The organism is Nocardia sp. NPDC050408, from assembly GCF_044458905.1.
In the GTDB taxonomy this organism is placed as follows: Bacteria; Actinomycetota; Actinomycetes; order Mycobacteriales; family Mycobacteriaceae; genus Nocardia.
The window spans coordinates 111,230-134,961 of the sequence record NZ_JBITIL010000002.1 but is presented as its reverse complement, the minus strand read 5'-3'; the positions used below and the strand labels follow the sequence as shown (position 1 = coordinate 134,961).

The 23,732-nt window shown below is 65.0% G+C and carries 24 protein-coding genes; 6 read left to right on the top strand and 18 right to left on the bottom strand.

The window, feature by feature from the left end; genetic code table 11:
- Positions 1 to 46 precede the first annotated feature (46 nt).
- Positions 47 to 982: an alpha/beta fold hydrolase gene (locus ACIBJI_RS05385; protein WP_364340512.1), complete on the bottom strand. Its 936-nt coding sequence runs from the start codon at positions 980 to 982 to the stop codon at positions 47 to 49.
- Positions 983 to 1,090: 108 nt separating this feature from the next.
- On the opposite strand from ACIBJI_RS05385, the gene ACIBJI_RS05380 reads away from it, so the two are divergent.
- The 3 genes from ACIBJI_RS05380 to ACIBJI_RS05370 all read left to right on the top strand — a co-directional run bounded on the left by ACIBJI_RS05380 (position 1,091) and on the right by ACIBJI_RS05370 (position 3,327).
- A complete protein-coding gene (locus ACIBJI_RS05380) occupies positions 1,091 to 1,276 on the top strand; it encodes a hypothetical protein (protein WP_396955136.1) in 186 nt (61 codons plus the stop codon).
- A gap of 211 nt (positions 1,277 to 1,487) precedes the next feature.
- On the top strand, positions 1,488 to 2,633 hold the full coding sequence (locus tag ACIBJI_RS05375) for an acyl-CoA dehydrogenase family protein (RefSeq protein ID WP_397083153.1): 1,146 nt from the start codon (positions 1,488 to 1,490) through the stop codon (positions 2,631 to 2,633).
- Positions 2,634 to 2,691: 58 nt separating this feature from the next.
- The gene (locus ACIBJI_RS05370; RefSeq protein WP_397083151.1) at positions 2,692 to 3,327 is read left to right on the top strand and encodes a TetR/AcrR family transcriptional regulator; all 636 of its coding nucleotides are present in this window, start codon (positions 2,692 to 2,694) and stop codon (positions 3,325 to 3,327) included.
- A gap of 14 nt (positions 3,328 to 3,341) precedes the next feature.
- Here ACIBJI_RS05370 and ACIBJI_RS05365 read toward each other — a convergent pair whose 3' ends face one another.
- Entirely contained in the window at positions 3,342 to 3,710 is a 369-nt protein-coding gene (locus ACIBJI_RS05365; protein ID WP_397083149.1) for a hypothetical protein, read from the bottom strand.
- 312 nt (positions 3,711 to 4,022) lie between these two features.
- Between ACIBJI_RS05365 and ACIBJI_RS05360 the strand changes: the two genes are divergently transcribed.
- Entirely contained in the window at positions 4,023 to 4,772 is a 750-nt protein-coding gene (locus ACIBJI_RS05360) for a DUF4190 domain-containing protein (protein ID WP_364340523.1), read from the top strand.
- A 29-nt stretch (positions 4,773 to 4,801) separates the two neighbouring features.
- Here ACIBJI_RS05360 and ligD read toward each other — a convergent pair whose 3' ends face one another.
- The 6 genes from ligD to ACIBJI_RS05330 form a co-directional block, all read right to left on the bottom strand.
- The gene (gene ligD, locus ACIBJI_RS05355; protein WP_396955140.1) at positions 4,802 to 5,812 is read right to left on the bottom strand and encodes a non-homologous end-joining DNA ligase; all 1,011 of its coding nucleotides are present in this window, start codon (positions 5,810 to 5,812) and stop codon (positions 4,802 to 4,804) included.
- Positions 5,812 to 6,897 carry an ATP-dependent DNA ligase gene (locus tag ACIBJI_RS05350; protein ID WP_364340526.1) on the bottom strand — a complete coding sequence of 362 codons (1,086 nt, stop codon included), beginning with the start codon at positions 6,895 to 6,897 and terminating at the stop codon, positions 5,812 to 5,814. The genes ligD and ACIBJI_RS05350 overlap by 1 nt, the downstream gene beginning before the upstream one ends.
- Before the next feature lie 164 nt (positions 6,898 to 7,061).
- Positions 7,062 to 7,460: a cold shock domain-containing protein gene (locus ACIBJI_RS05345; protein WP_364340528.1), complete on the bottom strand. Its 399-nt coding sequence runs from the start codon at positions 7,458 to 7,460 to the stop codon at positions 7,062 to 7,064.
- Between the two features lie 31 nt (positions 7,461 to 7,491).
- Positions 7,492 to 8,592, bottom strand: a complete 1,101-nt coding sequence (locus tag ACIBJI_RS05340) for an SPFH domain-containing protein (protein WP_364340530.1) — start codon at positions 8,590 to 8,592, stop codon at positions 7,492 to 7,494.
- A 37-nt stretch (positions 8,593 to 8,629) separates the two neighbouring features.
- Complete coding sequence (locus ACIBJI_RS05335; protein WP_364340532.1) at positions 8,630 to 8,863, bottom strand: hypothetical protein; 234 nt, start codon at positions 8,861 to 8,863, stop codon at positions 8,630 to 8,632.
- 66 nt (positions 8,864 to 8,929) lie between these two features.
- The gene (locus tag ACIBJI_RS05330; protein ID WP_364340534.1) at positions 8,930 to 9,850 is read right to left on the bottom strand and encodes a hypothetical protein; all 921 of its coding nucleotides are present in this window, start codon (positions 9,848 to 9,850) and stop codon (positions 8,930 to 8,932) included.
- 156 nt (positions 9,851 to 10,006) lie between these two features.
- On the opposite strand from ACIBJI_RS05330, the gene ACIBJI_RS05325 reads away from it, so the two are divergent.
- Entirely contained in the window at positions 10,007 to 12,943 is a 2,937-nt protein-coding gene (locus ACIBJI_RS05325) for a tetratricopeptide repeat protein (RefSeq protein ID WP_396955141.1), read from the top strand.
- A gap of 92 nt (positions 12,944 to 13,035) precedes the next feature.
- On the opposite strand, the gene ACIBJI_RS05320 is transcribed toward ACIBJI_RS05325, so the two are convergent.
- The 10 genes from ACIBJI_RS05320 to ACIBJI_RS05275 all read right to left on the bottom strand — a co-directional run bounded on the left by ACIBJI_RS05320 (position 13,036) and on the right by ACIBJI_RS05275 (position 23,116).
- A complete protein-coding gene (locus ACIBJI_RS05320; RefSeq protein ID WP_364340538.1) occupies positions 13,036 to 13,662 on the bottom strand; it encodes a TetR/AcrR family transcriptional regulator in 627 nt (208 codons plus the stop codon).
- 115 nt (positions 13,663 to 13,777) lie between these two features.
- Positions 13,778 to 15,097: a pyridoxal-phosphate dependent enzyme gene (locus tag ACIBJI_RS05315; protein WP_364340540.1), complete on the bottom strand. Its 1,320-nt coding sequence runs from the start codon at positions 15,095 to 15,097 to the stop codon at positions 13,778 to 13,780.
- Complete coding sequence (locus ACIBJI_RS05310) at positions 15,097 to 16,683, bottom strand: alanine racemase (protein ID WP_397083147.1); 1,587 nt, start codon at positions 16,681 to 16,683, stop codon at positions 15,097 to 15,099. Before ACIBJI_RS05310 ends, ACIBJI_RS05315 begins: the two co-directional genes overlap by 1 nt.
- Positions 16,680 to 17,972 (bottom strand): heavy-metal-associated domain-containing protein, encoded by a 1,293-nt coding sequence (locus ACIBJI_RS05305; RefSeq protein ID WP_397083145.1) that lies wholly within the window; start codon positions 17,970 to 17,972, stop codon positions 16,680 to 16,682. The genes ACIBJI_RS05310 and ACIBJI_RS05305 overlap by 4 nt, the downstream gene beginning before the upstream one ends.
- Complete coding sequence (locus tag ACIBJI_RS05300; RefSeq protein ID WP_397083143.1) at positions 17,969 to 19,177, bottom strand: aminotransferase class V-fold PLP-dependent enzyme; 1,209 nt, start codon at positions 19,175 to 19,177, stop codon at positions 17,969 to 17,971. The genes ACIBJI_RS05305 and ACIBJI_RS05300 overlap by 4 nt, the downstream gene beginning before the upstream one ends.
- A 216-nt stretch (positions 19,178 to 19,393) precedes the next feature.
- Positions 19,394 to 19,828 (bottom strand): CBS domain-containing protein, encoded by a 435-nt coding sequence (locus ACIBJI_RS05295; protein ID WP_364340550.1) that lies wholly within the window; start codon positions 19,826 to 19,828, stop codon positions 19,394 to 19,396.
- An 84-nt stretch (positions 19,829 to 19,912) separates the two neighbouring features.
- Positions 19,913 to 21,193, bottom strand: coding sequence for a helix-turn-helix domain-containing protein (locus ACIBJI_RS05290; protein ID WP_364340552.1), 1,281 nt, complete (start codon positions 21,191 to 21,193; stop codon positions 19,913 to 19,915).
- Positions 21,194 to 21,491: 298 nt separating this feature from the next.
- Entirely contained in the window at positions 21,492 to 21,689 is a 198-nt protein-coding gene (locus ACIBJI_RS05285; RefSeq protein ID WP_364340554.1) for a hypothetical protein, read from the bottom strand.
- Positions 21,690 to 21,878: 189 nt separating this feature from the next.
- Positions 21,879 to 22,115, bottom strand: a complete 237-nt coding sequence (locus ACIBJI_RS05280; protein WP_364340556.1) for a hypothetical protein — start codon at positions 22,113 to 22,115, stop codon at positions 21,879 to 21,881.
- 203 nt (positions 22,116 to 22,318) lie between these two features.
- Positions 22,319 to 23,116 carry an SAM-dependent methyltransferase gene (locus ACIBJI_RS05275; protein ID WP_364340558.1) on the bottom strand — a complete coding sequence of 266 codons (798 nt, stop codon included), beginning with the start codon at positions 23,114 to 23,116 and terminating at the stop codon, positions 22,319 to 22,321.
- Between the two features lie 363 nt (positions 23,117 to 23,479).
- On the opposite strand from ACIBJI_RS05275, the gene ACIBJI_RS05270 reads away from it, so the two are divergent.
- The gene (locus tag ACIBJI_RS05270) at positions 23,480 to 23,704 is read left to right on the top strand and encodes a DUF397 domain-containing protein (RefSeq protein ID WP_085998535.1); all 225 of its coding nucleotides are present in this window, start codon (positions 23,480 to 23,482) and stop codon (positions 23,702 to 23,704) included.
- Positions 23,705 to 23,732 lie beyond the last annotated feature (28 nt).

The following is a 23,732-nucleotide window of genomic DNA, read 5'->3' as shown; positions in this document are numbered from 1 at the left end:
ACCCCGTCGGATTTCCCGGCCACCCACCGTTGGCGGGCATCTGCGATCACTGCGGGATGCTGGCGTTCGCGGCGTGCAGATCCTCGACGAAGTTCGCGATGGCCTCGGCGACGAGCAGCGGTTCGGTCACCGGCAACCAGTGATCGGCCGGAATCGGGCAGCGCCACAACCGATCCACCCACCGTGCGCTGCCGTAGTAGAGGAACGGCGGCACCAACACATCGGTGGTGTCCACAACCAACTGCACCGGCACCGCGGTGCTGCGCTCACGCGGCCGCAGCAGATGATGCGGCAGATTGGCCACGGCGATCCGTGCGCCCGCGGCCAGATCCGCGCGCCAGGTCGGGGCGATCGGCGCGTACGTGCGGGCGACGCCGCCGAGCCATTCGATCAACCAGGTGCGCACCCGCGGTGGATAGGCGATCCGTCGCGCTGCGGTCTGGGCCGTTCCGACGCCGTGCCGCCAGAATTTCCGGTCGGCGATCAGCTCCAGCGCTCGGCGTGGTTGGCCTGCCAATTCGCGCAGTGTCATGCCGACGTGATCGAGATTCGGACCCGCTACGGCAGTGAACGAGGCGATCCGGGTATTGGCACGCGGGTCGCAGACCGCCTCCCAGACTTGCACCGCACCCCAGCCGTGTCCGCAGACGTGCACCGGCCGCTTCGGGCTGACCGCATCGATCAGCGCGAAGAAATCATCGGCCAGTTGATCGAGTCGGTAGTCCTGCGGCACAGCGGGTTTCGCCGATTCACCGTGTCCGCGCACGTCATAGGCGATGACTCGGAAGCCGTCGGCCAGCAGCGTCGCCACCGCGGACCAGACCAGATGGGTATCGGACAGGCCGTGCACCAAGACGAGGGGTTCCGCACTGCGCTCGCCCCATTCGAAGACGGCCAGCTCGCTATTCGCGCCGAGCACCGTGGACCGGCGGTATGGACGTTGAATGCCGGTCGGGTCGGGGGAGTCGAGCGGTTCGGTCATCTGCTTGCCTCGATCGATGCGCTGAATGCTGCGTGTGTACCGCCGGTACGTGATCCGATACTGACAGTACGCATTACCCGAATCAATGGGACGAAACCACGATGGGCTATGTGGCTGGGTGATGCGGATGCCCGCCGTCCCGACGGCACCGACGAATTCGTCGAGCAGGCAACCGAATTCGTCTGGCGGCTGATCGACGGATTCCTGCGCCGTCAGGGCATCTCGGCCGATCCGGATTTCCCGAGCTTCACCTCGCTCGCGGCCGTCAACCGAGCCCGGCGGCCGACCGGCTGAATCGCATTCCGCGCCCTCGTAAAGCCAACTCGACCTGCGGCGTATCCGCTTTGTTGACATTGTGCCAATAGTTCGCCAATCTGATGTCGAGACGCGGGTGCGACAGGCCCGCGCCCGCGGCAGGAGCGACCGGCCCGAAGGCGATAGCTTGCGTGACCACGTAGGGCCCCGCGAGTGCCGCAAATTTGACACCGAGCAAAGGATTTCTGCGATGGCACGCGCGGCATGGAGTGACAACGAGGTCGAGGCGGTTCGGGAGCTGGCGCGAAACTTCTTCGAGAAGGAAGTCGTCCCGCATGAGGAGAAGTTCGTCACACAGGGGCATCCCGATCGCGCGCTGTACAACCGGGCCGGTGAGCTCGGCCTGCTCTGCACCGCGATCCCGACCGAATACGGCGGCGGTGGCGGCACTTTCGCGCACGAGGCCGCCATCATCGAGGAACAGGCCTTCGCGGGTGACGGCTCCATGGGCATGGCCGTGCACACCTCGATCATCGCGCCGTACATTCACCACTTCGGCACCGAAGACCTCAAGCAGCGGGTGCTGCCCAAGGCCGCGACCGGGGAGATGGTGTTGTCGATCGGCATGACCGAACCGGGCACCGGCTCGGATCTGCAGAACATCAAGACCCGCGCGGTCCGCGAGGGCGACGAGTACGTCATCACCGGCTCGAAGATCTTCATCACCAATGGCTGGCTCTGCGACGGCATTCTCATCGCCGCCAAGACCGATCCGAGCAAGGGCGCGGCGGGCGTCTCGCTGATCTTCGCCGAGGTCGGCGACGATACCCCGGGCTTCAAACGCGGCCGCATCCTGAACAAGATCGGTGGCAAGGCCCAGGACACCGCTGAGCTGTTCTTCGACGGGCTACGCGTGCCCGCGTCGAATCTGCTCGGCGAAGCCGAAGGGCAGGGTTTCTATCAGATGATGCAGATGCTGGCCCAGGAGCGACTGGTCACCGGCATCCTCGCGGTCGCCATGATGGAGCAGGCGGTTGACCTGACCGTCGAATACACCAAGGGGCGCGAGGCCTTCGGCAAGCCGTTATTCGCTATGCAGAACACCAAATTCGAGATGGCCGAATGCGCGACCATCGCCAAGGTGAGCCGAATCTTCCTCGACGACTGCATCAGCAAACATCTGCGCGGCGAACTCGATATTCCCACCGCTGCGATGTCGAAGTACTGGCTCACCGATCAACTCGGTATTGTGGTCGATCGCTGCCTGCAACTGTTCGGCGGCTACGGCTACATGACGGAGTATCCGATTTCCCAGCTCTACACCGGTGCCCGAGTGCTGCGCATCCTCGCGGGCAGCAACGAGGTAATGAAGGATCTCATTGCCAGGTCACTCTGAGTTCACCGCTAGCGATCGCTCGCGGGTCGCTCGAAACGATGCCGCTAGCGATCATCGCTTGCGGGTCGCTCGAAACAACACCGAGGCGCAGCCACGCAGGCGCAGGCTGGAACCGGACGAGCGACGCGCACAGATCCTGGAGTGCGCGATCGACATGTTCGGCGAGCGGCCCTACGCGGCGGTCTCCACCGCGGAGCTCGCGCAGCGCGCCGGGGTCGCGCGCGGGCTGATCAACCATTACTTCGGCAATAAGCGCGACCTGTATCTCGCGGTCGTGCGCCGGATGGTCACCCTGCCGCGCCTGGACGATATGGTCGCACCGACCGGCACCGACCGGGAACGTGTCGAGGCGAGCGTGCACTGGCTGCTGGATGTGATCTCCGAACACGGCAGCACCTGGGTCAAGGTGACCAGCCATGAGGGCGTCGGCGACGATCCGGAGGTGCAACAGATCCTGGATCAGGCCGATGACGCGGCCGCCGAGCGGATGCTGCTGATGGTCGGGCGCGCGGAATCGGCACACAGTGCGCAATTGCGTGCCATGGTCCGCGCATTCGGTGGTCTGGTGAAAGTCGCGGGCCGGGAATGGATCACCCGCGGCACCCTCACTCGCGGGCAGGTGCACGTGCTGCTGGCCGACATGCTTATGACATTGGTGACCGAGACCATGCCGAAGGTGGATCCGGGGCGCTGACGTTGCGGCGTGGGCTATTTCGGCAATTCCGAAGGGCTTTCACCGGGCGCGAGCCTGCGTTCGGTGGCGCTGTAGCGGACGGGCCGCATATGGCCCGGCGCGTGCCCGGTGCGACCGTACTTCAGCTCGATCACTTCCTCGCGGCGATGCTCGACCAGCAGTGCGCCCACTCCGGTGATCCACAGTGCGGCCGTCACTATCGCGCCGATCTGGGTCCAGCCGATGAAACCGTAGCCAGCGGCGGTGAGGGTGCACGCCATGGCGACGACGCCGAGCAAGCACAGAATGATGCCGGGAACGTTGTAGTCGTCACCGAGTAGATCGCCCGCGTGGGAATGCCAAGGGCGCGATTGTTTTCCTCTCGAACCGGAGCCACCGCGCATGGCTGCCTCCTGTGCCGAAATCGCCGCATAGATAGGTTCCGGGACCAGCATGTACCTCTATGGCGTAGCGCGCGAGTGGTGTTTGCCGGTTTGTTACTCCACTGCTCGAACCGCACCGTACCGAAACCGTTCACCCCGCTGACGAGGACAGGTGAGTTGACATGGCGGCTTTCGCGATTACGGTTTGATGACGATCGATCGGCCGTTTCGGATGATGTTGCGGCCGTCGGCCCCTATCCTTTGTCGGTATCGGGGCGGGTCCGGGCAGTTCGAGGTTCCTGCGCGGTTTTGTGGTGTGGAAGAGGGACCTGGATGGCACGGACGGATAACCGTGAGCGCGAGCGCTGGCCGGAGGCGCAGCCGGAGGAGTACGAGGCGGAGACCGGAGCGATCGGTCGGTGGCCGGATACCGATCCGAACGACCGCTGGCCGGAGGTGGAGCCGCCGACCCGGCGGGCTCCCCGGGCCGGTCGACTACGGGTCGAGGTTCCGCCCATCGTCAACCCGTATGCGATCGTCGCCTTGGTGGCCGCGCTGCTCGGCCTCTTCCCGGTCGCGATCGTGTTCGGGTTCATCGCGTTCAGCCATCCGCGCGGTAAGACCATGGCGGTCTGCGCGCTGCTGCTCGGCGTGATCGAGGTGGTCGGTATCGCCGGATATGTCGTGCTGTCCGGCGGCAACTTCTCCGACGCGCTGTCCGGGATGAACCGGACCCCCGTCGTATCGAGTGTCGCGCTGCCCTCCACCATCTCCCAGACCGCCGTCGTGCAGCCCTCGGTCGCGCCGACCGTCATCACACCTCCGCCCACGTCGACGAGCCAGGTGACCCCGAAGAAGGGCACGGTGTGCACCGAGCCGGGTCGCATCGGTACGGGGGCCGACGGCACCACTCTGCTGTGCCTGGCCAGTGGCGGTGTCTACCAGTGGAACGGTCCGTACACCGTGGGCGGTACCGTCGCGGAGCCCGGAACCAAATGCGACGGTTCGAGCAAGAGTGCTCGCACGGCGGACGGGCGCGCGGTTACCTGTGAGAGCAAGGTGTGGGTGCTGTGGACCGAATAGCGGTCCGGGCCGCAATAGCCTTCAGGTAGCTAGCCTTCCATTTCCGGCTTCTTGGCCCGGCTCGGTTGTACCCGGGGCGGCTCGTTCGGCATCTTGGGATATTGCGGTGGCCACGGTGCGTCCATGAGTCCGGATGCCATATCGCGCTCCGACATTTTCAGCAGCGGCTCGATGGATTGGGCCGGTCGCTGCGCCCACGGGTCACCGGATTCGGCCAGCCGCGCGGGGACGGTGGCAATGGTCAATTCCTCTGGGACCACGGTCTCCAGATCGGACCAGGCGATCGGCGTGGAGACCTGCGCGCCGACCTTCGGGCGCGCGCACCACGCGCCGAAAACCGTTTTGTGCGGGGCATTCTGGTTGAAGTCGACGAAGACGCGGTTGCCGCGCTCCTCTTTCCACCACTGTGCGGTGATCTCATCCGGATGCCGTCGCTGCAGCTCCCGAGCCAGCGCGACGGCGGCTGCGCGCACCTGGTAGCCGTCCCATTTCGGTTCCAGCGCAACGTAAATGTGCAATCCGCGCGAGCCCGAGGTCTTGATGCGGGAGTCGATGCCGAGTTCGGTGAACAGCTCGCGGGTGAGTACCGCGGCGTGTTTGAGATCGTCGAAGGTGATGCCGGGGGAAGGATCCAGGTCGATGCGCAGCTCATCGGCGATATTCAGATCGTCGACGTGATTGGGCCAGACGTGGAAGCCGAGGCAGCCCTGGTTCACCGCCCACAGAATGTGCGCGAGATCATGGGCGACAAGGGCATCGCTGGTGGTGCCATTGGGTGTGGCGACCTCGACGGTGTGCAGCCAGTCCGGCGCGGATTTCGGCACCCGCTTCTGGAACCACGACTTACCGGAGGCCCCATCGGGATACCGCTCCAGCAGCAGCGGCCGATCGCGCACCACTTGTAGGAACGGCTCGGCCACGGCCTGGTAGTAGCGCACCAGATCGAGTTTCGTCTCACCGCGTTTGGTGAAATAGACCTTGTTCGGATTGCTGATGGTGACGGTTCTGCCGTCGACCTCGATATCGACCGACTCGCTCATCATTTCCCCCGGGCTTCGGTGAAGATGGCGCTCAATTCGGCCGGCGCGACCTCGTCGAGCTGGGCATAGGTACACGATTCGGGTGTGCGATCGGACCGGAAGCGAACCAGCCTGCCGCCGTGCCGCAAGCGGCCCGACTGCACATGTTCGTAGCGGACCTCGGCGACCAACTCCGGACGCAGCGCCTCCCAGGACAGATCCTTACCGCCGGTCCACCGGCTCACCCCGCCCGGCATCTTGCCATCGGCCTTCGCCTGCGCCGCCGCATCGGCCCATTCCCGCCACGGATGATTCGCCAATGCGTTCTCCCGCAACGGTTTCAGCTCATCCACCAGCGACTTGCGTTTGGCTGCGGTGAAACTGCTCGCCACCCCGACATGATGCATATTGCCCGCGTCGTCGAAGAGTCCGAGCAGCAGGGATCCGACGCCTTCGCCGTCCTTGTGCCAGCGGAAACCGGCCACCACGCAGTCGGCGGTGCGCTCGTGTTTGACCTTGAGCATCACCCGCTTGTCCTGCAGATACGCCAGCTCGTTCGACTTGACCATCACGCCGTCGAAACCCGCACCCTCGAAGCGGGTGAACCAGTCCTCGGCGACGGCGGGATCCTGGGTGATCGGGGTCAGATGCACCCTGGCGAGTTCGGTATCGAGAATGGTCTCCAGCAGCCGTCGGCGTTCGGCGAACGGTTCACCGGTCAGATCCTTATCGCCGAGGGCGAGCAGATCGAAGGCGACGAAACTGGCAGGTGTTTCCTTGGCCAACTTGTTGACCCGGGAGGCCGCCGGATGCAACCGGTTCTGCAGGGTGTCGAAATCGAGTCCCTGATCGGTGACCACCACGATTTCACCGTCCACCACGCATTTATCCGGCAGCGCCGCCTTCAGCAGTTCGGCGACCTCCGGAAAATAGCGGGTGAGGGGGCGGTCGTTGCGGGAACCGAGTTCTACTTCGTCGCCGTCGCGGAACACCACACAGCGAAAGCCGTCCCATTTCGGTTCGTAACTCAGGCCCGGCTCGTGCGGCACCGAGGGCGCCGTTTTCGCCAGCATCGGCCTGACGGGCGGCATCACGGGTAAGTCCACAGCATCCTCCTCGGGGTCCGTGCTCTCACCCTTATCGACGTCGCAGTCGACGCAGATTCATCGGTGCGGCCGGGGTTGTGGCTTGATCGTAGAACCCCGGTCCGACAAGGTCGTGAACCTCGCCTGGATCGCCCGAAGTGCCGAGAAGATGGGGAGCTTGCGCGCTATTCCAGCCAGCCGTGCTGATCGGCGAAGGCGGTAAGTCGGTCGCGGATGGTGAGGATCTCACCGGCGGTGAGGGCGGGGCTGGCGTCCAATAGCAGCTCGGTGATCAGGCGTTTGTGTTCGGTGGCGGTCAGCTGGCCGGAGCCGGACTTGTCTTTCTTGTGCCGAGGAGCGGGTGGTAGCGGTTGACCGCCGACCACGGCGAGGTTGACGGCCTTCGGACCACGATCACCCTCGGTCACATCGAATTCGAACACCCGCCCCTGGCGCAGTTCGTCCTCGTCCAGTCCGATGTCGTTCACATGAACGAACACATCCGGGCCACCATCGTCGGGCCGAATGAACCCGAATCCCCGCGAACTGTCGAACGACACCAATTTCCCGATGGACACCAACACCCGCTCCTCGCGCCGTCGCTACTCGGCCACTTTAGCCCGCATTTTCTCCGTCGTTGGATGAAAGCGCCTTTTGTAACGAGTTGAATACAGTCAGGCCCTGACCGACCATTCCGTTGACCAATTCGCCGACACCGTCGGGTCCGTTGAGCACCGTCAGGTTGGCGTTCGCCAGGCCGTTGGAGGCCTGCTTGACGATTTCCGGCAGCTGCTCGATCAGCAACTGGTCCAAGGCGATCCGGTTGTTCGAGGCCGCCGCCTCGGCCTGGATCCGGGTCCGATCGGCCTCGGCCACGGCGAGGATGCGCACCCGTTCCGCTTCGGCCTGAGCGGGTTTCACGACTTCGGCCTGCAACTGCTGCTCGCGCAACTCGGCCTCTTTGCGCGCCTGTTCGGCCTGTGCGGTGAGCACCTCCTGCATCGCCTTGGCCTCGGCCAGCGGGCCGGCCTGTGCCGCCTCGGCATTGGCCTTATCGATATCCTGCTGATACTGCGCCTGGAGAATGGCGGTCTCGCGCTGATATTCGGCTCGGCGGCGCAGCGATTCCTGTTCGGCCTCGGCGGCATGCTGGGCTGCCTGTGATTGGGCGATCTGCGCATCGCGCTGTACCGCCGCGTTGTGCGGTGCGGCCAGTGCGGTGATGTATCCCAGATTGCCGTCATCGATGGATTGGATTTGGAACGAATCCACCCACAGCCCGATGTTGCTCATCTCCACCTTGGAGGCCACCAGCACCTCGTCGGCCAGCCGCTGGCGTTCGCGGATGATCTCCTCGACCGTCATCGAGCCGACGATCGAGCGCAGGTGTCCGGAGAAGATGCGCCCGGTCAGCACCGACATCTCCCGCTCCTGTTCGGACAGAAAGCGTTGGGCCGCATTGACGATCGACTGGGTGTCGTTGGCGACCTTGAACGCGATCACCGCGCGCACCTCGAGCTGGATGGCCTGCTTGGTGACGCAGCGCTCCTTGATCTCGGCCTCGAACATGGCCAGCGACAGATAGCTCACTTTGCGGAAGAACGGCATCACCCATTTGCCGCGTCCGATGACGACGCCGAAGGGCGCGTTGTCCTTGCTCTTACCGCCGCTGACCAGCATTGCTTCGTCAGGATCCGGAACGTGATAACCCAGCACTGTGCCTCCCTAGCAGTTCATTACTTCGGTCGCGGTGTCAGATGTCGTCGACCGGGACCGGTTCCAGCGGAATCCACGGCACCACATCGACGATGCGGCCCGGCTGTACCGCGATGATCAAGACGGTTTCTCCGGCCGAGATCGACTCGGCCGCCCGCGCGATATATATCTCCGTGCCCCCGCGAATCGCAACCAATACTTCGCCGAGCATTCCGGGACCCCGGATCGGCGAGGTGAGCGTACCCGTCAAACCTTGCACGGGGTCGGTCATCGCGATGAACTCCTCGCACTCGGTGCCAGAGTTGTCAGCGTACGCGCGATTCGCCAATGGCTCCGGTTACGAGAGGGACTCGGCGATGATGCGCCCGACCGATTTCTTGGTGAGATAGTGCGCGGCATCGTGCGGACTGGAACCATTGTCGAGTTCGGGGTGGGTCGTCGGCACCACATCGCGTCCGGGCGCGGACGGGAAATACGGTGCCAGATCCAGATGCGCCGCGACGATATCGTCGCGATCGGCCAAATTCTCCCAACGTGTGAGCGCGGCGGGCACCGTGGGCGGTTGCGGGCGTAGCAGCGGATAGATGATGGACTGCAGCGCCAACGGCGAACCCAGCGTAACCAGCGTCGCGGGCTGCTGGGTCCGGTGTAGCGCCTCGTAGGCGACCACCGAGCCGAGCGAATGTCCGATGACCAGCCGGGTCTGCGGACCGATCAGGTCGAGCACCTGTTGCTGCGCAAAAGTACGCACTTGCTCGTCGGACAGATATCTGCTGACCTGGGCCAGCGACCGGTTGACGAATTTGCCGGCCATCCCGAAACCGAAGGGCGCGAACCATTTCAGCTTGGTCAGCGCATTCGCCGCCGGTCTGGCCTTGCGGCCGAAGCCCTGTGCGCCCTCGGTGCCGAGTGCGGAATTGTCCAGATAGCGTTGCGCTTCCTGTCGATCGCGCCGCTCGGCCGCCTGCTCGGCTGCCGTGGCCAACCACGCCTCGGCGATCCGCTCGGTGAGTTCGTCGTCTTCCGTACCGACCGGTCCGCCGCCGCCTTGGGCGCCGGGATCGAGAAAGGCATTGCCGTAGAACGCCATCCGCACCTCGAGCACACCCGGGCGCTGGCCGCGCCACAGTTGATCCGCGAGTTCGCCGAATCCGGCCGTGCGAACTCCGGCTGCCAGCGCCGGAAGCCATTGCGCTTCCAACAGATCCGCGCCGTACTGCTCCTGCGCGATCCCGTGCACCAAGATGATCGCCGCCATCAGCCGCCCCCGTTGTCACTTGCCCCGATGTGTGTTCGGGTACCTTCCTACCACGCAGGGCTGATCCTTTCGAGGGACCTGCAAACAGTCGCTGCGGCCCGTTGTCGGGGTGTCGAGGTCGTAGGGGAGTCGACGGCGGGAAATGGTGGTGCTGATATGGGAGGAAGGCTCGCCCTGGTGGTCGGGTCCGAGTGTGCGGCACTGGGGGAACTGGGGTTCACCGGTGAATTGGCTACCGGTCTGTATGGAACCTTGACCGAATTCGGCGGCTGGCGGGCGGCGACGGAGGTGCCGGGTCCGGTGCTGAATCCGACGGTGGCACAGCTGGTTACGGCGGTCGACGTGGCATTCGACGCGGCGGCACGGGAGCAGGCGACGCTGCTGATCGGATTCGTCGGGCACGGCACCGCGACCAGCGCGGAGGATTTCTTTCTGCTCGGTCAAGATTCGCCCGCGGTGCCGAACTCGCATACCGCCTTCCATCTGACACAGGAGATTCGCGAGCGTTTGAACCGATCGGCGCTGGACGGGCTGGTGGTTCTCGTCGACGCATGTGAGACCGAACAGGGCGTTCTCGGCGCGGCCCGCCGCTGGACCGACCTGCTGTCGCGGGCGGCGGGTCGGATGGAGTTGCTGGTCGCCGCCGGTGACGGGCCCGCGTATGCCGGCTGCTTCACCCGAACGCTGCTGTCCACCTTCGCGGCCGGACTGCCCTCGCGCGGGGAGAATCTGCTGCCGTCGGATCTGGTCGATCCGATCGCCGCGGCGTGCACCCGGCAGCAGCCGGAGCATCTGTCGTTCACCTCGGGCACGGTATCCGCGGCCGAGAGCGGTGACCCAGGCCTGTGGCTGGTGCCGAATATCGCTCGCCGCCGCGATGCCGTAACCGGTCGTCCGGCAGCGGGTTTCGTCGATCAACTCACCCGCAGGCTGCTGCTGACACCGGCTGTGCGCGAGACCCTCGACGACATCGTCGGATCCGGCAGCTACCGGTTGCGCGGGGTGATCGGACCTCCCGGCGTCGGAAAATCGACACTGCTGGCAATGCTCATCCGGCCGAGCCTCGTCGATACCCTGCCTGTCGCACCCGAATACATCACGGCCGCAGTATTTTTGACGGTCAGAAGTTCGGTCGAGGCGGTCGCCGCGGAACTGTCCGCACAATTGAGCACCCGACTGCCTGGCTTCCGTGCTGCGGTCCGGGCGGCGCGGAGCCTGGCTCGACACAGTGTCACGCCACCCGATGTCTTCGACGTCGAGGTGCGCCAACCGCTCGCGGACTTGGGCGGATGGGGTCGCCGGGTCACCATCGTCGTGGACGGGCTGAACGAACCGGAGCAGGGCACCCAGCGACTGCTGGTGGCCGCGGTCGCGGAGTTGACCCGCAGACCTGAGCTCGCGCACGTCCGGGTGATCGTGGGAATACGAGAGGGGCTCGGCTTCGAGAACGACCCGGAGCTGCGGCATATGCATCGGATCGTGGTCGCCGAGCCGGTGGCCGAGGATATCGCCGCGATTGTGGAATCGGCCGGATATGAACGCGCCGCCGTCGACGAGCAGGAATGGGTCGGCTGGATCGATGCCCGGTTGGCCGAAACACCAACAGCGCGTGCCGATTACCCCGCAGCCGCAGCAGGTTGGTTGCTGGCCGGATTACTGGCCGAGATCGCCACCGAGGTCACCGATCGGGTGGTTGCCGAGGACATCGGGGTCGATGGTCTGGTAGCGCTGCGGGTGGGCGCGGCCATTCGGGCCGCGGCCGACGATGGACCGGATATCGCACCGAATATCGCCGATGCCTGGGGGATCGGCGCGGTGCTCGGTGTGCTCGTCGCGGCTGGTGTCGGTCCGGTGCTGCCGCTGGAGCTGCTTGACGCGGCGATGCGTGAACTCGGGGCCGAAGTGAGCATTGCCGGAATCCGCGATCTCACAGTGGGTTTGGGTGTACTGGTTTCGCGCAGCCGTCCCGGGACGGCCGATGAATCGCTCGGTATCGCCCACGCCGCCCTGCTCCCCGGACTGACCGATGAATGCGATCGGCTCGGCGTGCACAGCGAGGATGCGCACCGCGCGGTGATCGCGGCCATCGAGGCGGGCACGACCGAGCGCGTGGCCGACTATGCCCGTGGCGCGGCGGTGCGCCACTACCTGGCCTATGGCGCCGCGGCTGCGGCCTTCGGCTATCTCGAATCGCTGGAAACCACACGCGTGGTGGACAATCGAGATCTGTGGGCCGCCTGGCTACCGAGTTTCACCGCCGCCATGGGGCCGGATCATCGCGTCACGCTGTTGGTTCGCAATCATCTCGCGAACTGCCGTGGCCGCAGCGGCGAATTCGCCACCGCCGTCACCGAATTGGAAGAGTTGGCTCGCGATCAGACCCGGGTACTCGGCGCGGATGATCTCGACACCGTCACCACTCGCTACGACATCGCGGATTGGCGCGGCCATATGGGCCAGCTCGAGCGGACAGTCGCGGATTTCGAACGACTCGTCATCGACCACGCTCGCGTCCTCGGCACCGATCACCCGTGGACACTGCGCGCGCGAAACAGCTTGGCCTATTGGCGCAGTGAACGCGGCAGCCTGCGCCGCGCGGTCATCGAATTCGAACAGCTGATCGCCGATCAGGAGCGCATACTCGGGCCGGTAGACCCGCAAACCCTGCGCACCCGACTGCATCTCGCGCGTTCCCGCGCCATGGCGGGCGAGCTGGCCCGCGCCTTCACCGAATTCGAACTGCTGCTCGTCGACCAGGTCCGTATCCTCGGGCCGGATGATGCCCAGACTCTGCGCACCCGCATCAGCGTCGCGCGCTGGCGCCGGGAGAGCGGCGAAACCGCGAGGGCCATTACCGAATACGCCGCCCTCTTGACGGATCAGTTGCGCATCCTCGGGCCGGATCATCCGGATACGCTGCACACCCGCAATTGCCTGGCTGGGTGCCACGGCGAGGCTGGTGACGTCGGCGTCGCCATTGCCGAATTCGAGCCGCTGCTCGCCGATCAGATCCGCGTCCTCGGGCCCGACCATCCGCACACCCTGCTCACCCACAGCAACCTGGAATACTGGCGTGCCCGGTCCGGCGGGTAGCCGAGGCAGGCAGGGGCTGATGTTCTCGCGGGCCAGCGGCTGGCCCAGCGCAACGTTCAATCCCGCGGCGCGCGAGTCGAATGCGAATCGAATCAGGACTGGTACAGCGAGCGATAGGCGGCCAGCGTCGCGACACAGTGGTCGATCACCTGCTCGCGGGTGGCGCGCAGCGATCCGTTCAACCAGGCGGAGAACATGCCCGCATTACCGCTGGCCATGGTGAGCGCGGCCAATCTGCGGCGCACCGGATCATCGATATGGGCGAACAGGTGGTCCTGCAGAACCTTGGTGAAGACCGGCATGACCGCGATGGTGGTCTGGCCGAGGCCGGTACTCGAATACGGTTCGACCAGGAACAGTCGGGACTTGCGCGGATCGGCGAGCACCTTGTCGACCAGGATCTCCGATAGCACGCGGTCGCGGGAGGGATCGGCGGCAGCGAAGGCCGTCATCGGTTCCAGGAATTCTTCGGCGATCTGCCGGTAGAGCACATCCAGCAGTTCGTCTCGGCTTGCGAAGCTCTCATAGAAGTACCGGTCGGTGAGATTGGCGCGCCGACATACCGCGCGCATGGTCACACCGCCCGCACCCGATTCCCCGATCAGGTCGAGCGCGGCCTCGAGTAGCGCGGCGCGGCGCGCCTCCCGACGTTCGGTGAGCGTTGTACCGCCCCAGATCCGCGGACCGGCATCGTCAGCTGATTCCTGGCCTTTCTGCACCCGCCCACACTAATGCCTGCCGGTCGGGACGAGATCAGGGCTGTACGCACCGCATCTGGGCACCCCGCATCTGGGCACACCGCATCGGGTCTTCGCGCGCGGGCCGTGGGACGGTTCAGCCGCCGCGTTCGAGTGCGAATCCGGAATCGCGCCAGGCGACGATTCCGCCGCCGAGGCTGCTGGCATCGAAACCGTCCTGGCGGGCGATCGCGGCGAAACGCAGGGATAGTTCCCCGACCGGACAGACGAAGACCAAGGGGCGTGATCGGGAGAAGGGGATGCCTTGGGTGAACATATCGTCGAGTTGGTCGTCGCGGATATTGATCGAGCCCGGCACATGGCCGATGCGGTAGGCCATCGCACCGCGGGTGTCCACGATGGTCGGGCGGGCGGTGCGGTCCAGTTCGGCCAGTTCATCCGGCGACACGGACGCTGTCGCGGCGAGTTGGGCCGCGGTGGGTGTGCGGCGGCGATCGGCGCGGTCGAAGAGTTCCGGTCTGCGCTTCTTGATATAGGACAGGTACGGCTCGAGTCGATCACAGACGATGACGACCGCGACCACCGGTTCGTTCGACGAAACCGCCTGCTCGCGAAGGGTTTCCAGCGCCGCGGCATAGCTCGCGCCGCTGGTCGGTCCGGCCAGGATGCCGTACCCGGTGGCCAGTTCGAGGGTGGCGTCCACCGCGCGCGTGGAATCGATGGTCACGATGCGGTCGTAGAAATCGGGTTGGAACAGCCCCACATCCCACATCTCGCTCTCGGAGCGGATCCCCGGTATGAAATCCGAACGATCGGAAACCACAGCGATGCAGCGCAATTCGGGATTGTGCTTGCGCAGATAGGTGGCGGTGCCGCGAGTGGAGCCGGTGGTGCCGAGTCCACCGATCAGATAGTCGATGCGGGTGATGCCGTCGGCGGCCAGATCCTCATGGATCTCACGGCCGGTGCCATGGTGATGTGCTTCGATATTCTTCTCATTGGTGTACTGCGAGGCGTGATAGTAGGCGCCCGGATCCTTGCTCATGGTCGCCTCGATCACCGAATACACATCGTTCGGAGTGGTCGGATCCGGACATTCGGACAGCCCGGGCAACTCGACGATCTCGGTGCCGAAAAGCTGCAACAGTTCCCGCACCTCGGCAACCTTGATCCGATTGGTCACCGCTCGCAGGCCGATGCCGTGTATCGCGCCGAGAATACGCAGCGCCTTGGCGGTATTGCCGCTGGAAGCCTCGATGAGCGTCTGCCCGCTCGCACGGATCTCGTCCAGATCGTCGCGGATCATGCCCCAGGCCACCCGGTCCTTGACCGAGCCGAAGGGATTGTGCGACTCCAGTTTCGCGTACAGCTCGACATTGGTCAGGCCGTGCACCGCCGGATCCAACCGCAGCAGCGGCGTGTTGCCGATCAGCTCGGTGATGTGGTCGTAGCGCATTACGGCGCTCCGGAGGGTCGGCGCGGCAGTGGCGATCGGCGCGGTCCGCGCGGGGGAGTGCGGGGCGGTGGCGGCAGACCGACGGGTATGAGCGGTTCGTAATCGGTATCGCGATAGACCTGGAAACTGTCCCCGCGATGCACGACAGCGAGTTTCGCGGGCAATGCGTGCATCGATGCCGAGGCCGCGGACAGATCCATGTGATAGGCGCCGGTATTCGGGAAAATCACCAGATCACCTTGGCGCGGGCACTCGGGCAGCCACACCTTGTGATTGGTGATCAGATCGCGCTCCAAGCACAGGCGTCCGGCGAAATACACGCCGACCGCCCCGGATTCGACCGCCGGACGCGATGTCGGCATGGTGTCGGCGGCGCTGCGCAGCGGGGTCACACCATCGCCCCGAACGGGTGCGGTGCTCGGCATCTGCGCGACACCGGGCAGGACCACCGGATCGACCATGACCTCCTGATCCGCTGGAGTCACCTGATCCCGGCTCAGATCCAGATTCACCAGCACCGTGCCATCGGCGAGTTCCTTGACGAACTCCACCCGCGACACCGTCACCCCCGCATGATCGACCAGCGCCTTACCGGGCTCCAACCAGATATCGAGCATATTGTCCCCGGTCACCTGGGCCACGCTGCGGCCACCGTGCCGCTCCAGCGACGCGCCGAGCAGATCGTCCAACATCCGTGTGGCCGGCACGGTGTTCGCGTACTTGTGGAAGACCGGAATGCCATGCACCGCACCGTCATCAACGTGATAGCCGAAGGTATTGTTCGACCAGCTCATCGATTCGCCACGGCCGAGCAGTGATTCGCGCAGTGCACGCACATACCCGTCGAAGCGGTCCGCGTCGTCGGTGAACACCTGCCGGAAGCCGCCGCCGATATTCAGCACCGAAGGGCCGAGTCCATAGGCGTAGGCGCGCTCGACCAGCTCGAGGCAGGCGTCGATGGCCCGGATGCGTTCGGCAGCATCACCGGAGTCGATATGAAAGGCGAAGCCGAGGAACGCGATTCGCTGACGGTTGGCCGACAGCAGATCCAAGGCCTCGTCCACATGGGCCAGCGGCACACCGAAGCGGCTCACCGCCGTCTCGTCGAAACCGGAAACCCGCAGCAGCACCGGAACTCTCGCGCGGTCCCCGGCCAGTTCGGTGATCCGCCGCAGCTCCCACAGATTGTCGACATTGATGGTGACGCCACAATCGATCAGGTCACGCAGAAACGCTTCACCTTTCGGCCCGGTAACCTCGATCCGAGCCGGGCCGAATCCGGCTCCGATGGCACTGGCCAACTCCTGCGGGGATGCCACATCGATGGCGATGCCGGCTTGTTCGGCGGTGCGCACCAGGGCGCGCGACTGATTCACCTTGTGCGCGTAGCAGATTCGGTAGCGCGCGCCCTTGCCGTCGAGTACGGCGCGCAACCGTTTCAGGTTCTCGGCGTAGACCTGCGGAAACACCAGGTGGATCGGGGATCCGAAGCGAATCAGCGTCTCTTCGACCCCGTCGCGGGTATCGAGAAAGGCGCGCACCAGCGGATGGATCTTCGCGGGTAGCGCCGGGAGCGGTGCCGTCATACGGCGGATTCCGTCGGCTGGGACTGCGTGGGCGCCAATGCTGTTCGCGCCGGCTTCTCGGTCACCGGGTTGTAGCCGCCGTCGCGGATCGACTCGAAGGCGCGGGCCCGATTGCGCGGACTGCGGAATTCGGCGACTACACGTTTACTGGGCAGATCGATCTCGATCACCTTGATGCCCATCGTTTCCAGTACCCCGGTGATCGTCCGGACACAGTGCTGACAGCTCATATCCGGCACGTAGAAGATCCGATCCTCGGCGCTGGCGGGCGCGTCGGCGGTGAGTTCGTCGAGCTCGGCACTCACCTCGGTGATCCGGATCCGCCCGGCGAGCTGTTCGAAGATCTCGACGAACTTGTCCACCACCAGGGGCAACAGTGTGTAGTGCCCGCCGCCGAGATGATGTGGCATGGCGGCCAGGCATGCGGGTCGAGTATTGGCGGGCAGCAGCGCGTATTGGCGGGAGATGAGATCGAGGTCGTCGTGATATTTGGCGATGGCCGCGTCGATACTCAGTCCCTCGACGCGGGTCGCGCGCCGCATCACCGTGTGCGCGTCCTCGATCGTCGCGTCCTTCATCGCGCGCAGTGTCGCCACCGTATCGGCGGTGTAGCGTACCGTGCCGTCGGGTTGGGCGGCCAGCGTCACCGGGATCATGCCGCGCCGGTAGGTGGATGCCTGCAGTTCCCAGAACCAGCGGGTGGCGACCGTTGAGAAGATCCCGGAATCGTGGATGCCCCTGGCGAATTCGGCCGCACTGCGATACGGCGTCTGCCGCGCGAGCAGTGCGTGCTGGGCCAGTGCCCGGCCGGTGGCCTCGATACCGACGCAGAAGATTTCGAACGGATCGTGATCGGTGGTGGTGCCGTCGAGAACCGCGTGTTCGCGTGGGCCGAGGCTGTCGACCCGTTGTGTCAGTGCGGAATTCGCGGCAAGCGCATGCCACAGCACCAACACGGTTTCGCGCATGGCGATGGGCACCAGCGGGCCGAGGCCGTCGGCGCGGAAGTGGCCGGTATTGGGGACACCGTCGCTATCGGTCCAGGCGATGCGGTGCGTCGCGCTGGTGACCTGCGCGGGCTGGCAGGGCCGCATGAACTGCTGCAGGTACAGCCGCTGTGAATACGTGAGGTGACTGCCGGGCTCGGGACGCAGTGCGGCACAGGTGTATTCGATATCTCGATTCGACGGGACCGCGATGGGAGTGGCGAACAATCCGGGTTGGGCCAGGCCGGCCAATACCCGGGACGCCGCCCGCCGGTCATAGCGCGGGGTGTCGTCCATTCTCATGTGACCTCCTCGGCAATCGTCTTGACGCAGGTCGCGAACCGGTCGATCTCCTCGACGGTGTTGTAGATGTGCGTGCTGACCCGTACCGAGTCCGTGGCGTCCTCGCCAGCCCGGGGTGAGCAGTGTAAGCCGGTGCGGACCAGAAAACCCAACTCGCTCAACACGAATCCGAGGTCGGTCGCGGAAATGCCTGCGAGGGTGAAGGACGCGATGCCGTAGCCGATTGCGCACGGTGCATGTGCCGGACCGGGTAGGAATTCCAGCCTGGGTATCGGACGCAGATTGTCGATGAGCCGCAGCGTCAGTGCGCGATTGTGCGCGGCGATCGCCCCGATATCCAGCGATTCCAGTACCTCCAGCGCGCTGCCGAGGGCAAGGATGCCCGGAATGTTCTGGGTGCCGCCCTCGAGCAGTGCCGGCATGCCGGTCGAGGTCAATCCTGTATCGGTGAGCTCGACCCCGGTATTCCCGCCGGGCAGGAACGGCAGTAGCCGATCGTGAACTCTACGGTGGCAGTAGAGGATTCCGGTACCGGGCGCTCCGAACATCTTGTGCGCGGCGAAGCTCGCGAAGTCCGCGCCGAGTTCGGTCACGTCCAGCGGCATATGCCCTCCGCTCTGACTGCAGTCGAAGCACAGCAGAATCCGGGGATCGAGTTTGCCGCGCAACTCCTCCAGCGTGGTGAGTCCGCCGAAGACATGGTGCAGATGGCTGGTGGTGATCAGCCGGGTCCGCGGGCCGACCTTGGCCAGGATGTCGTCGGTATCGGCTTCGCCGAGTTCGGTCATCCGGTAGGGGACCAGTTCGATGCGCCGGCCGAAGCGGGCGAGCACCTGGCGCAGATGGTGCCACGGGTGCACATTCGAGGCGTGATCGCGTGGGTTGTAAAGGATTTCGTCGCCGTCATCGAGTTCGGCCAGACCCCAGGACAGTGCGACGGCATTGAGTGCCGCGGTCGCACCGCCGGTGAACACCACCTCCGCGGACGATTCGGCGCCGATGAAGGTCGCCATGCGATCGCGGACGCGGGCCAGACGCGTGGTCAGCTCGGTGGCCCACGGATAGGTGCCGCGACCGGCGTTGGCGGTGCGCGAGGTGTGATAGTGGTGGATGGTCTCGATGACCGGGAGTGGCTTCTGCGTGGTGGCCGCACTGTCCAGATAGGTCTCCGTGGATTCTGCCAGCGCCGGAAAAAGTTCACGCACGGTGGCGAGGGGCGATGGTGCCGGTATCCGTGTGGTGATCGATCGGGCTAGGTGTGTCCCGGACGCAGGTGACCGCAAGGTGTCGCTCCCTCCGAGAACCGCGCTGGACGTCACCAACGATACGCACTTTCCCGGGCGACTTCGAAGTTTTCTCGTAGCCAACGGCTTTCGACAAGCGCAACTAGCAAGGGCCCTGTCGCGGATATCCACGACGGGTCAGTACTGCCCCTGTACATACTCGACCAGATGCTGGCGTTCGGTCGCCAGTTCGGAGATCGCGCTCTTGACCACATCGCCGATGCTGACGATGCCGATCAGCCGGCCGTCGCGGACCACGGGCAGGTGTCGGATGCGGTGCTCGGTCATGGTGCCGCGCAGTCCGTCGACCCGGTCGTCGGGCGCGCAGGTGCGCACATCGACGGTCATGATCTCCGAGACGGGCGTATCGAGCAGCGCGGCGCCGCGCGTGTGCAGGTTGCGCACCACATCGCGCTCGGAGACAATGCCGGCGATCCGGTTGCCGTCCGGCGATACCACCACCGCCCCGATATTGCGCTCGGCGAGCGTGCCGAGCAGGTTCCGTACCGTGGTCTCGGGCGCGACGGTCGCCACGTCGCTGCCCTTGCTGTGCAAGATTTCCGCTATTCGCATAATCCACCATCCAGAGGTCGCGGCACTACCAGGATGACGCCTTTGTGATCTCGTGACCAGCACAAATCCGCATCAGGCTGCAATTTACAGCCGTCGGGCCACGCTGCGGTCCAAATCGCGCGCCAGCAATGCGATAGCGGCCTGTGAGATGCCGGCCGAGGTGGCCAGATCGATCGAGGTCAGCTGAGCGATGCGGCGCAGTCGGTAATCGACGGTATTCGGGTGGACATAGAGCTGGCGCGCGGTGAGCTGGCGGTTCATATCGTTGCCCAGGTAGGCGCGCATGGTGTCGAACAGTTCGGGGTGGGCGTCGAGCGGATCGAGAATGGTCGCGATGCGTCGGGTGGCGGGACCGCCGCGGGTGAGCTGGTACTCCACGGCTAGGTCGGCCATCTGATACAGGCCCGGATTGCGTCCGCCGACCCGCACCAGATTGAGTAGTTCGTGGGCCTGTTCGGCTGCATCGGGTATCTGATCGGTCTCGCTGGTGACCAGCGTGGCGGTCAGCGCGACCTCGGCGGATTCGGCGAGCAGTCGCAGCGTTTCGGCGGTCAGGACCGGTGCGTCGTCCTCGATCGGGACCAGTAGCGTGCCGCCCTTGGTGCTCAGCAAGGCGAGCACCCGGGATTCGAAGGCGGTGGCCAGTTCCGATTGCAGTCGGCGCAGCTTCCTGCGGGCGGCCACATGGCTGTCGACCCGCGGATCACGCTCGTCCGGATGCTCAGGAATCGATAGCGCGACCACCTGATACGAGTCGGCGATGGGGATGCCGGCCTGGCGGGCGAGTGCGGAGCTGCCCCGACCGCTCAGCAGCGCCGACGCCAGTGTCTGCGTCGCGGTCTGGTGTTCGCGCGCGACGAGATGCTGTTCTTCGACGTAGGCATCCGAAACCGCCGCGGTGATCGCTTCCAGCAATTCGAGCATGAGGTCGGTGGCGACCAGCAGTTCATCGATATCGTCGGCCTTCGCGCGCGCGGTCACCAGTCCGAACGCGATGCGCAGGCCCTCGTGGTAGGCGCGCAGGATGGTGCCCAGCGGCACCGCCTCACGGGCCCATTGCGCTGCTGCCTCCCTGACCTCGCCCAGCTGTTCCTCGCCCGGAACCGTGCGCTTGTCGAACATTTCGGCGGCCAGTGCCAGGCAGCTGCGGGTCAGCTTGGTGACATCGCCGCGCAACTGCTCCCCGGGCAGTGTGCGACAAGGCGCCATACACGTCGCGAAGTAGCCGACCATGCGCGAGGCGACGCGGTCGGTATTGAGTAGGGGAATCGACGCGGGCTGGCCGCCGATCTCGAGGACAGGTTCCGTCGGCTCGACGGACAGATCCAGCGCGGAGAAGGTCATACGCGTCGCTTCCAGTGCCACATCGGACGTGATAGATCTGCGCCCGAATCGTTACATCACTATACGAAATGGTTATGAACCAGGGAAGGCTACGCGAAATCTATTGCGGCGCGGCAACGTTGTGGATTGCCCACATGCGTGCCATGTGCGGTGGTGGGACGCTCCAGCGCTCCGGTGCGGATTGTCGAAAATTCATGACCAGCCGTCTTGACATCAGCCTCGGGGTCGGCGTTTGCGCGCGGTTCGCCCGCGTCGTCGTTCCCGTACATCCGAATTCGGTGTGCACCTTCACCCCTGGCTCATCGGCGGGCAGCGGGATCTAAGCTGCGCCTTGCCGATTCCGCAGCTCTGAATCAGCTACCGCTGCGCCGCTACGGATTTCGCGTTCTATTGCGATGGCGGCGTAGTGCTGGCCGCTGGCGTGTAGTTCGGCGATGCGCCGCTGCAATGCCTCGGTGCCATAGGCCGCGGCGATATCGGCGATCCCGAGTCGACCGGCAGCGTGTGGTGGATTCATGCGAATGCCCCTGTGGCTCTGGCGCCGAGATTCCGATGGCGACAGCGGCACGGGCTCTCGGATGCGAAACTCCCTTGTCGCGCACGAGTTTAGAGCGGTGTGTCGTACAGATGCAAGTACATCCGCACGAACATCACTGTGTGCGAAGCGATTTGGAAGCTGTTCTGATGGACCCGTTGGGGTCGAACGTTATTCGTCGTCCAGTCCGGCAGACAGGTAGGCCGCAGCGGCGAGCCACTGGCGGCACTGCGGGCCGTGCACCTCGTGCAGATGCAAGATCTCGCGGGCCTGCCGATAGGTGAGGCCGCGCGGTTCGACACCGCAGTCGAGTGGCGCGTACTCCGGCGCCGAGCATTGCCGCAGGGTGTTGATCCCGGATCCGCCGGCGATCGTGGCCCCGCGCGGAGTTCGGAATGGCGTACTCATCTCGATCGCCCCTCGCGTCTACCGGATGGGGAGGTGATTGTGGTGACGCCGGCGCGAACTCCCTGCGTACCTCCCCGATTCTGGTTCCGAGTCTAGGCCGTCGGCGCTTACAGATGCAAGTACATTTGCACGAACGACCAACAGAAATATGAACGGCGGTCGTCGGCCGGGTGGCCGATGACCGCCGTTGTGCCGCTTGCGCTTTAAGGTTTGCGCGCGACCGCGCCGTAGGCGGAGATCGGCCGGATCCGGCCGACCTCGGCGGCATCGGCGCGCCACTGGGTGATCGAGACGAATCCGGGCTCGACCAATTCCAAACCGTCGAAGACGGCACGGATTTCGGCCTGCGGGCGGGGAACATAGGGTGCGCCGCCGGTGCCGGTGTAGTTCTCACACAGCGTCACATACTCTTTGCTGTCGTCGGTGCCGTCCCACATGACCAGGAAGCTGCCCGAGGGCACCGCGGCCACCACGGTGCGCACGATGCGCTGCAACTCGTCATAGGACTTGGCGTGGCCGAGCACGCCCATGAACATCACACCGATCGGCTCATTGAAATTGAGTACGTTGCGGGCGTCGGCGATGATCTGCTCCGGATCGTGGTAATCGCAGTCGACATAGGTGGTTACGCCCTCGGAGGTCGTGCTGGTGAGCAGCGCGCGCGCCATGGTGAGGACCAGTGGATCGTTATCGACGTAGACGACCTTCGACTCGGGCGCGACGCTCTGGGCGACCTCATGAGTGTTCTGCATGGTCGGCAGGCCGGTGCCGATATCGAGGAACTGGCGGATGCCCTCCTCGCCGGTCAGGTAACGCACCGCACGAATGAGGAACTGGCGCGACTGCACGGCCATGGTGGTGATGTCCGGGTCCACCTCGACGCCGGCATCACCTGCGATCCGGTCGATTTCGTAATAGTCCTTACCGCCCATCCAGTAGTTCCAGATGCGCGCGGAATGGGGGATGTCGGTCCGGATGAGCGGGGTGTGATCGTCGGACATGGGGCTGGACTCCTCGGCGAGCTGATAAACGGTGAACCGGACTGCTCAGGCGGCGGGTGTCGCGAGTGGCCGGCACGGCCGATGTGCACTGTGACAGTACAAGATTCGCGCCGACGAGACCGGCGGGATCGAGCGGTCGATCACCCATTGCGGGTGCGGCGCGCACAGCCGCGGACAGCACTGACGTAACGCGTTGAACAGGGGCCACGAAGGGAACCGGCAGGTCTGAATTCTTTTGTGCCGCATAGCGGAGCTTCGTGCTATCTTGCAGATGTTGGTGCAAATGCAAGAACGTTTGAGCGCACATCTGCAAAGCCGCTCGAGCGTACATCTCACACTGGAAGCAGCCGAGGAGTGGGGAAGATGTTCGACACCGGTACACCCAAGATCAAAGGTGCGTGGCGCAAGAGCTCGTTCAGTGGTCCGTCGGGCGGTAACTGCGTCGAGGTCGCGGAGGCGTCGGATGGTTCTATCGCCGTTCGCAATTCACGCGACCCGGAAGGTGGCATCCTGTTCTACACTCGACCGGAGATCGACGCGTTCGTGCGCGGCGCGAAGGCCGGGGAGTTCGACGACCTGACTAGCTGAGCGGTAACATAGGCGATCGGTGCGGTGT

Excerpts from the sequence above, each read along its gene's own strand:
- ACIBJI_RS05385 (WP_364340512.1), bottom strand. The coding sequence starts at position 982 with ATGACCGAACCGCTCGACTCCCCCGACCCGACCGGCATTCAACGTCCA.
- ACIBJI_RS05380 (WP_396955136.1), top strand. The coding sequence starts at position 1,091 with ATGTGGCTGGGTGATGCGGATGCCCGCCGTCCCGACGGCACCGACGAA.
- ACIBJI_RS05375 (WP_397083153.1), top strand. The coding sequence starts at position 1,488 with ATGGCACGCGCGGCATGGAGTGACAACGAGGTCGAGGCGGTTCGGGAG.
- ACIBJI_RS05365 (WP_397083149.1), bottom strand. The coding sequence starts at position 3,710 with ATGCGCGGTGGCTCCGGTTCGAGAGGAAAACAATCGCGCCCTTGGCAT.
- ACIBJI_RS05360 (WP_364340523.1), top strand. The coding sequence starts at position 4,023 with ATGGCACGGACGGATAACCGTGAGCGCGAGCGCTGGCCGGAGGCGCAG.
- ligD (WP_396955140.1), bottom strand. The coding sequence starts at position 5,812 with ATGAGCGAGTCGGTCGATATCGAGGTCGACGGCAGAACCGTCACCATC.
- ACIBJI_RS05335 (WP_364340532.1), bottom strand. The coding sequence starts at position 8,863 with ATGACCGACCCCGTGCAAGGTTTGACGGGTACGCTCACCTCGCCGATC.
- ACIBJI_RS05330 (WP_364340534.1), bottom strand. The coding sequence starts at position 9,850 with ATGGCGGCGATCATCTTGGTGCACGGGATCGCGCAGGAGCAGTACGGC.
- ACIBJI_RS05325 (WP_396955141.1), top strand. The coding sequence starts at position 10,007 with ATGGGAGGAAGGCTCGCCCTGGTGGTCGGGTCCGAGTGTGCGGCACTG.
- ACIBJI_RS05315 (WP_364340540.1), bottom strand. The coding sequence starts at position 15,097 with ATGCGCTACGACCACATCACCGAGCTGATCGGCAACACGCCGCTGCTG.
- ACIBJI_RS05310 (WP_397083147.1), bottom strand. The coding sequence starts at position 16,683 with ATGACGGCACCGCTCCCGGCGCTACCCGCGAAGATCCATCCGCTGGTG.
- ACIBJI_RS05305 (WP_397083145.1), bottom strand. The coding sequence starts at position 17,972 with ATGAGAATGGACGACACCCCGCGCTATGACCGGCGGGCGGCGTCCCGG.
- ACIBJI_RS05295 (WP_364340550.1), bottom strand. The coding sequence starts at position 19,828 with ATGCGAATAGCGGAAATCTTGCACAGCAAGGGCAGCGACGTGGCGACC.
- ACIBJI_RS05285 (WP_364340554.1), bottom strand. The coding sequence starts at position 21,689 with ATGAATCCACCACACGCTGCCGGTCGACTCGGGATCGCCGATATCGCC.
- ACIBJI_RS05280 (WP_364340556.1), bottom strand. The coding sequence starts at position 22,115 with ATGAGTACGCCATTCCGAACTCCGCGCGGGGCCACGATCGCCGGCGGA.
- ACIBJI_RS05275 (WP_364340558.1), bottom strand. The coding sequence starts at position 23,116 with ATGTCCGACGATCACACCCCGCTCATCCGGACCGACATCCCCCATTCC.
- ACIBJI_RS05270 (WP_085998535.1), top strand. The coding sequence starts at position 23,480 with ATGTTCGACACCGGTACACCCAAGATCAAAGGTGCGTGGCGCAAGAGC.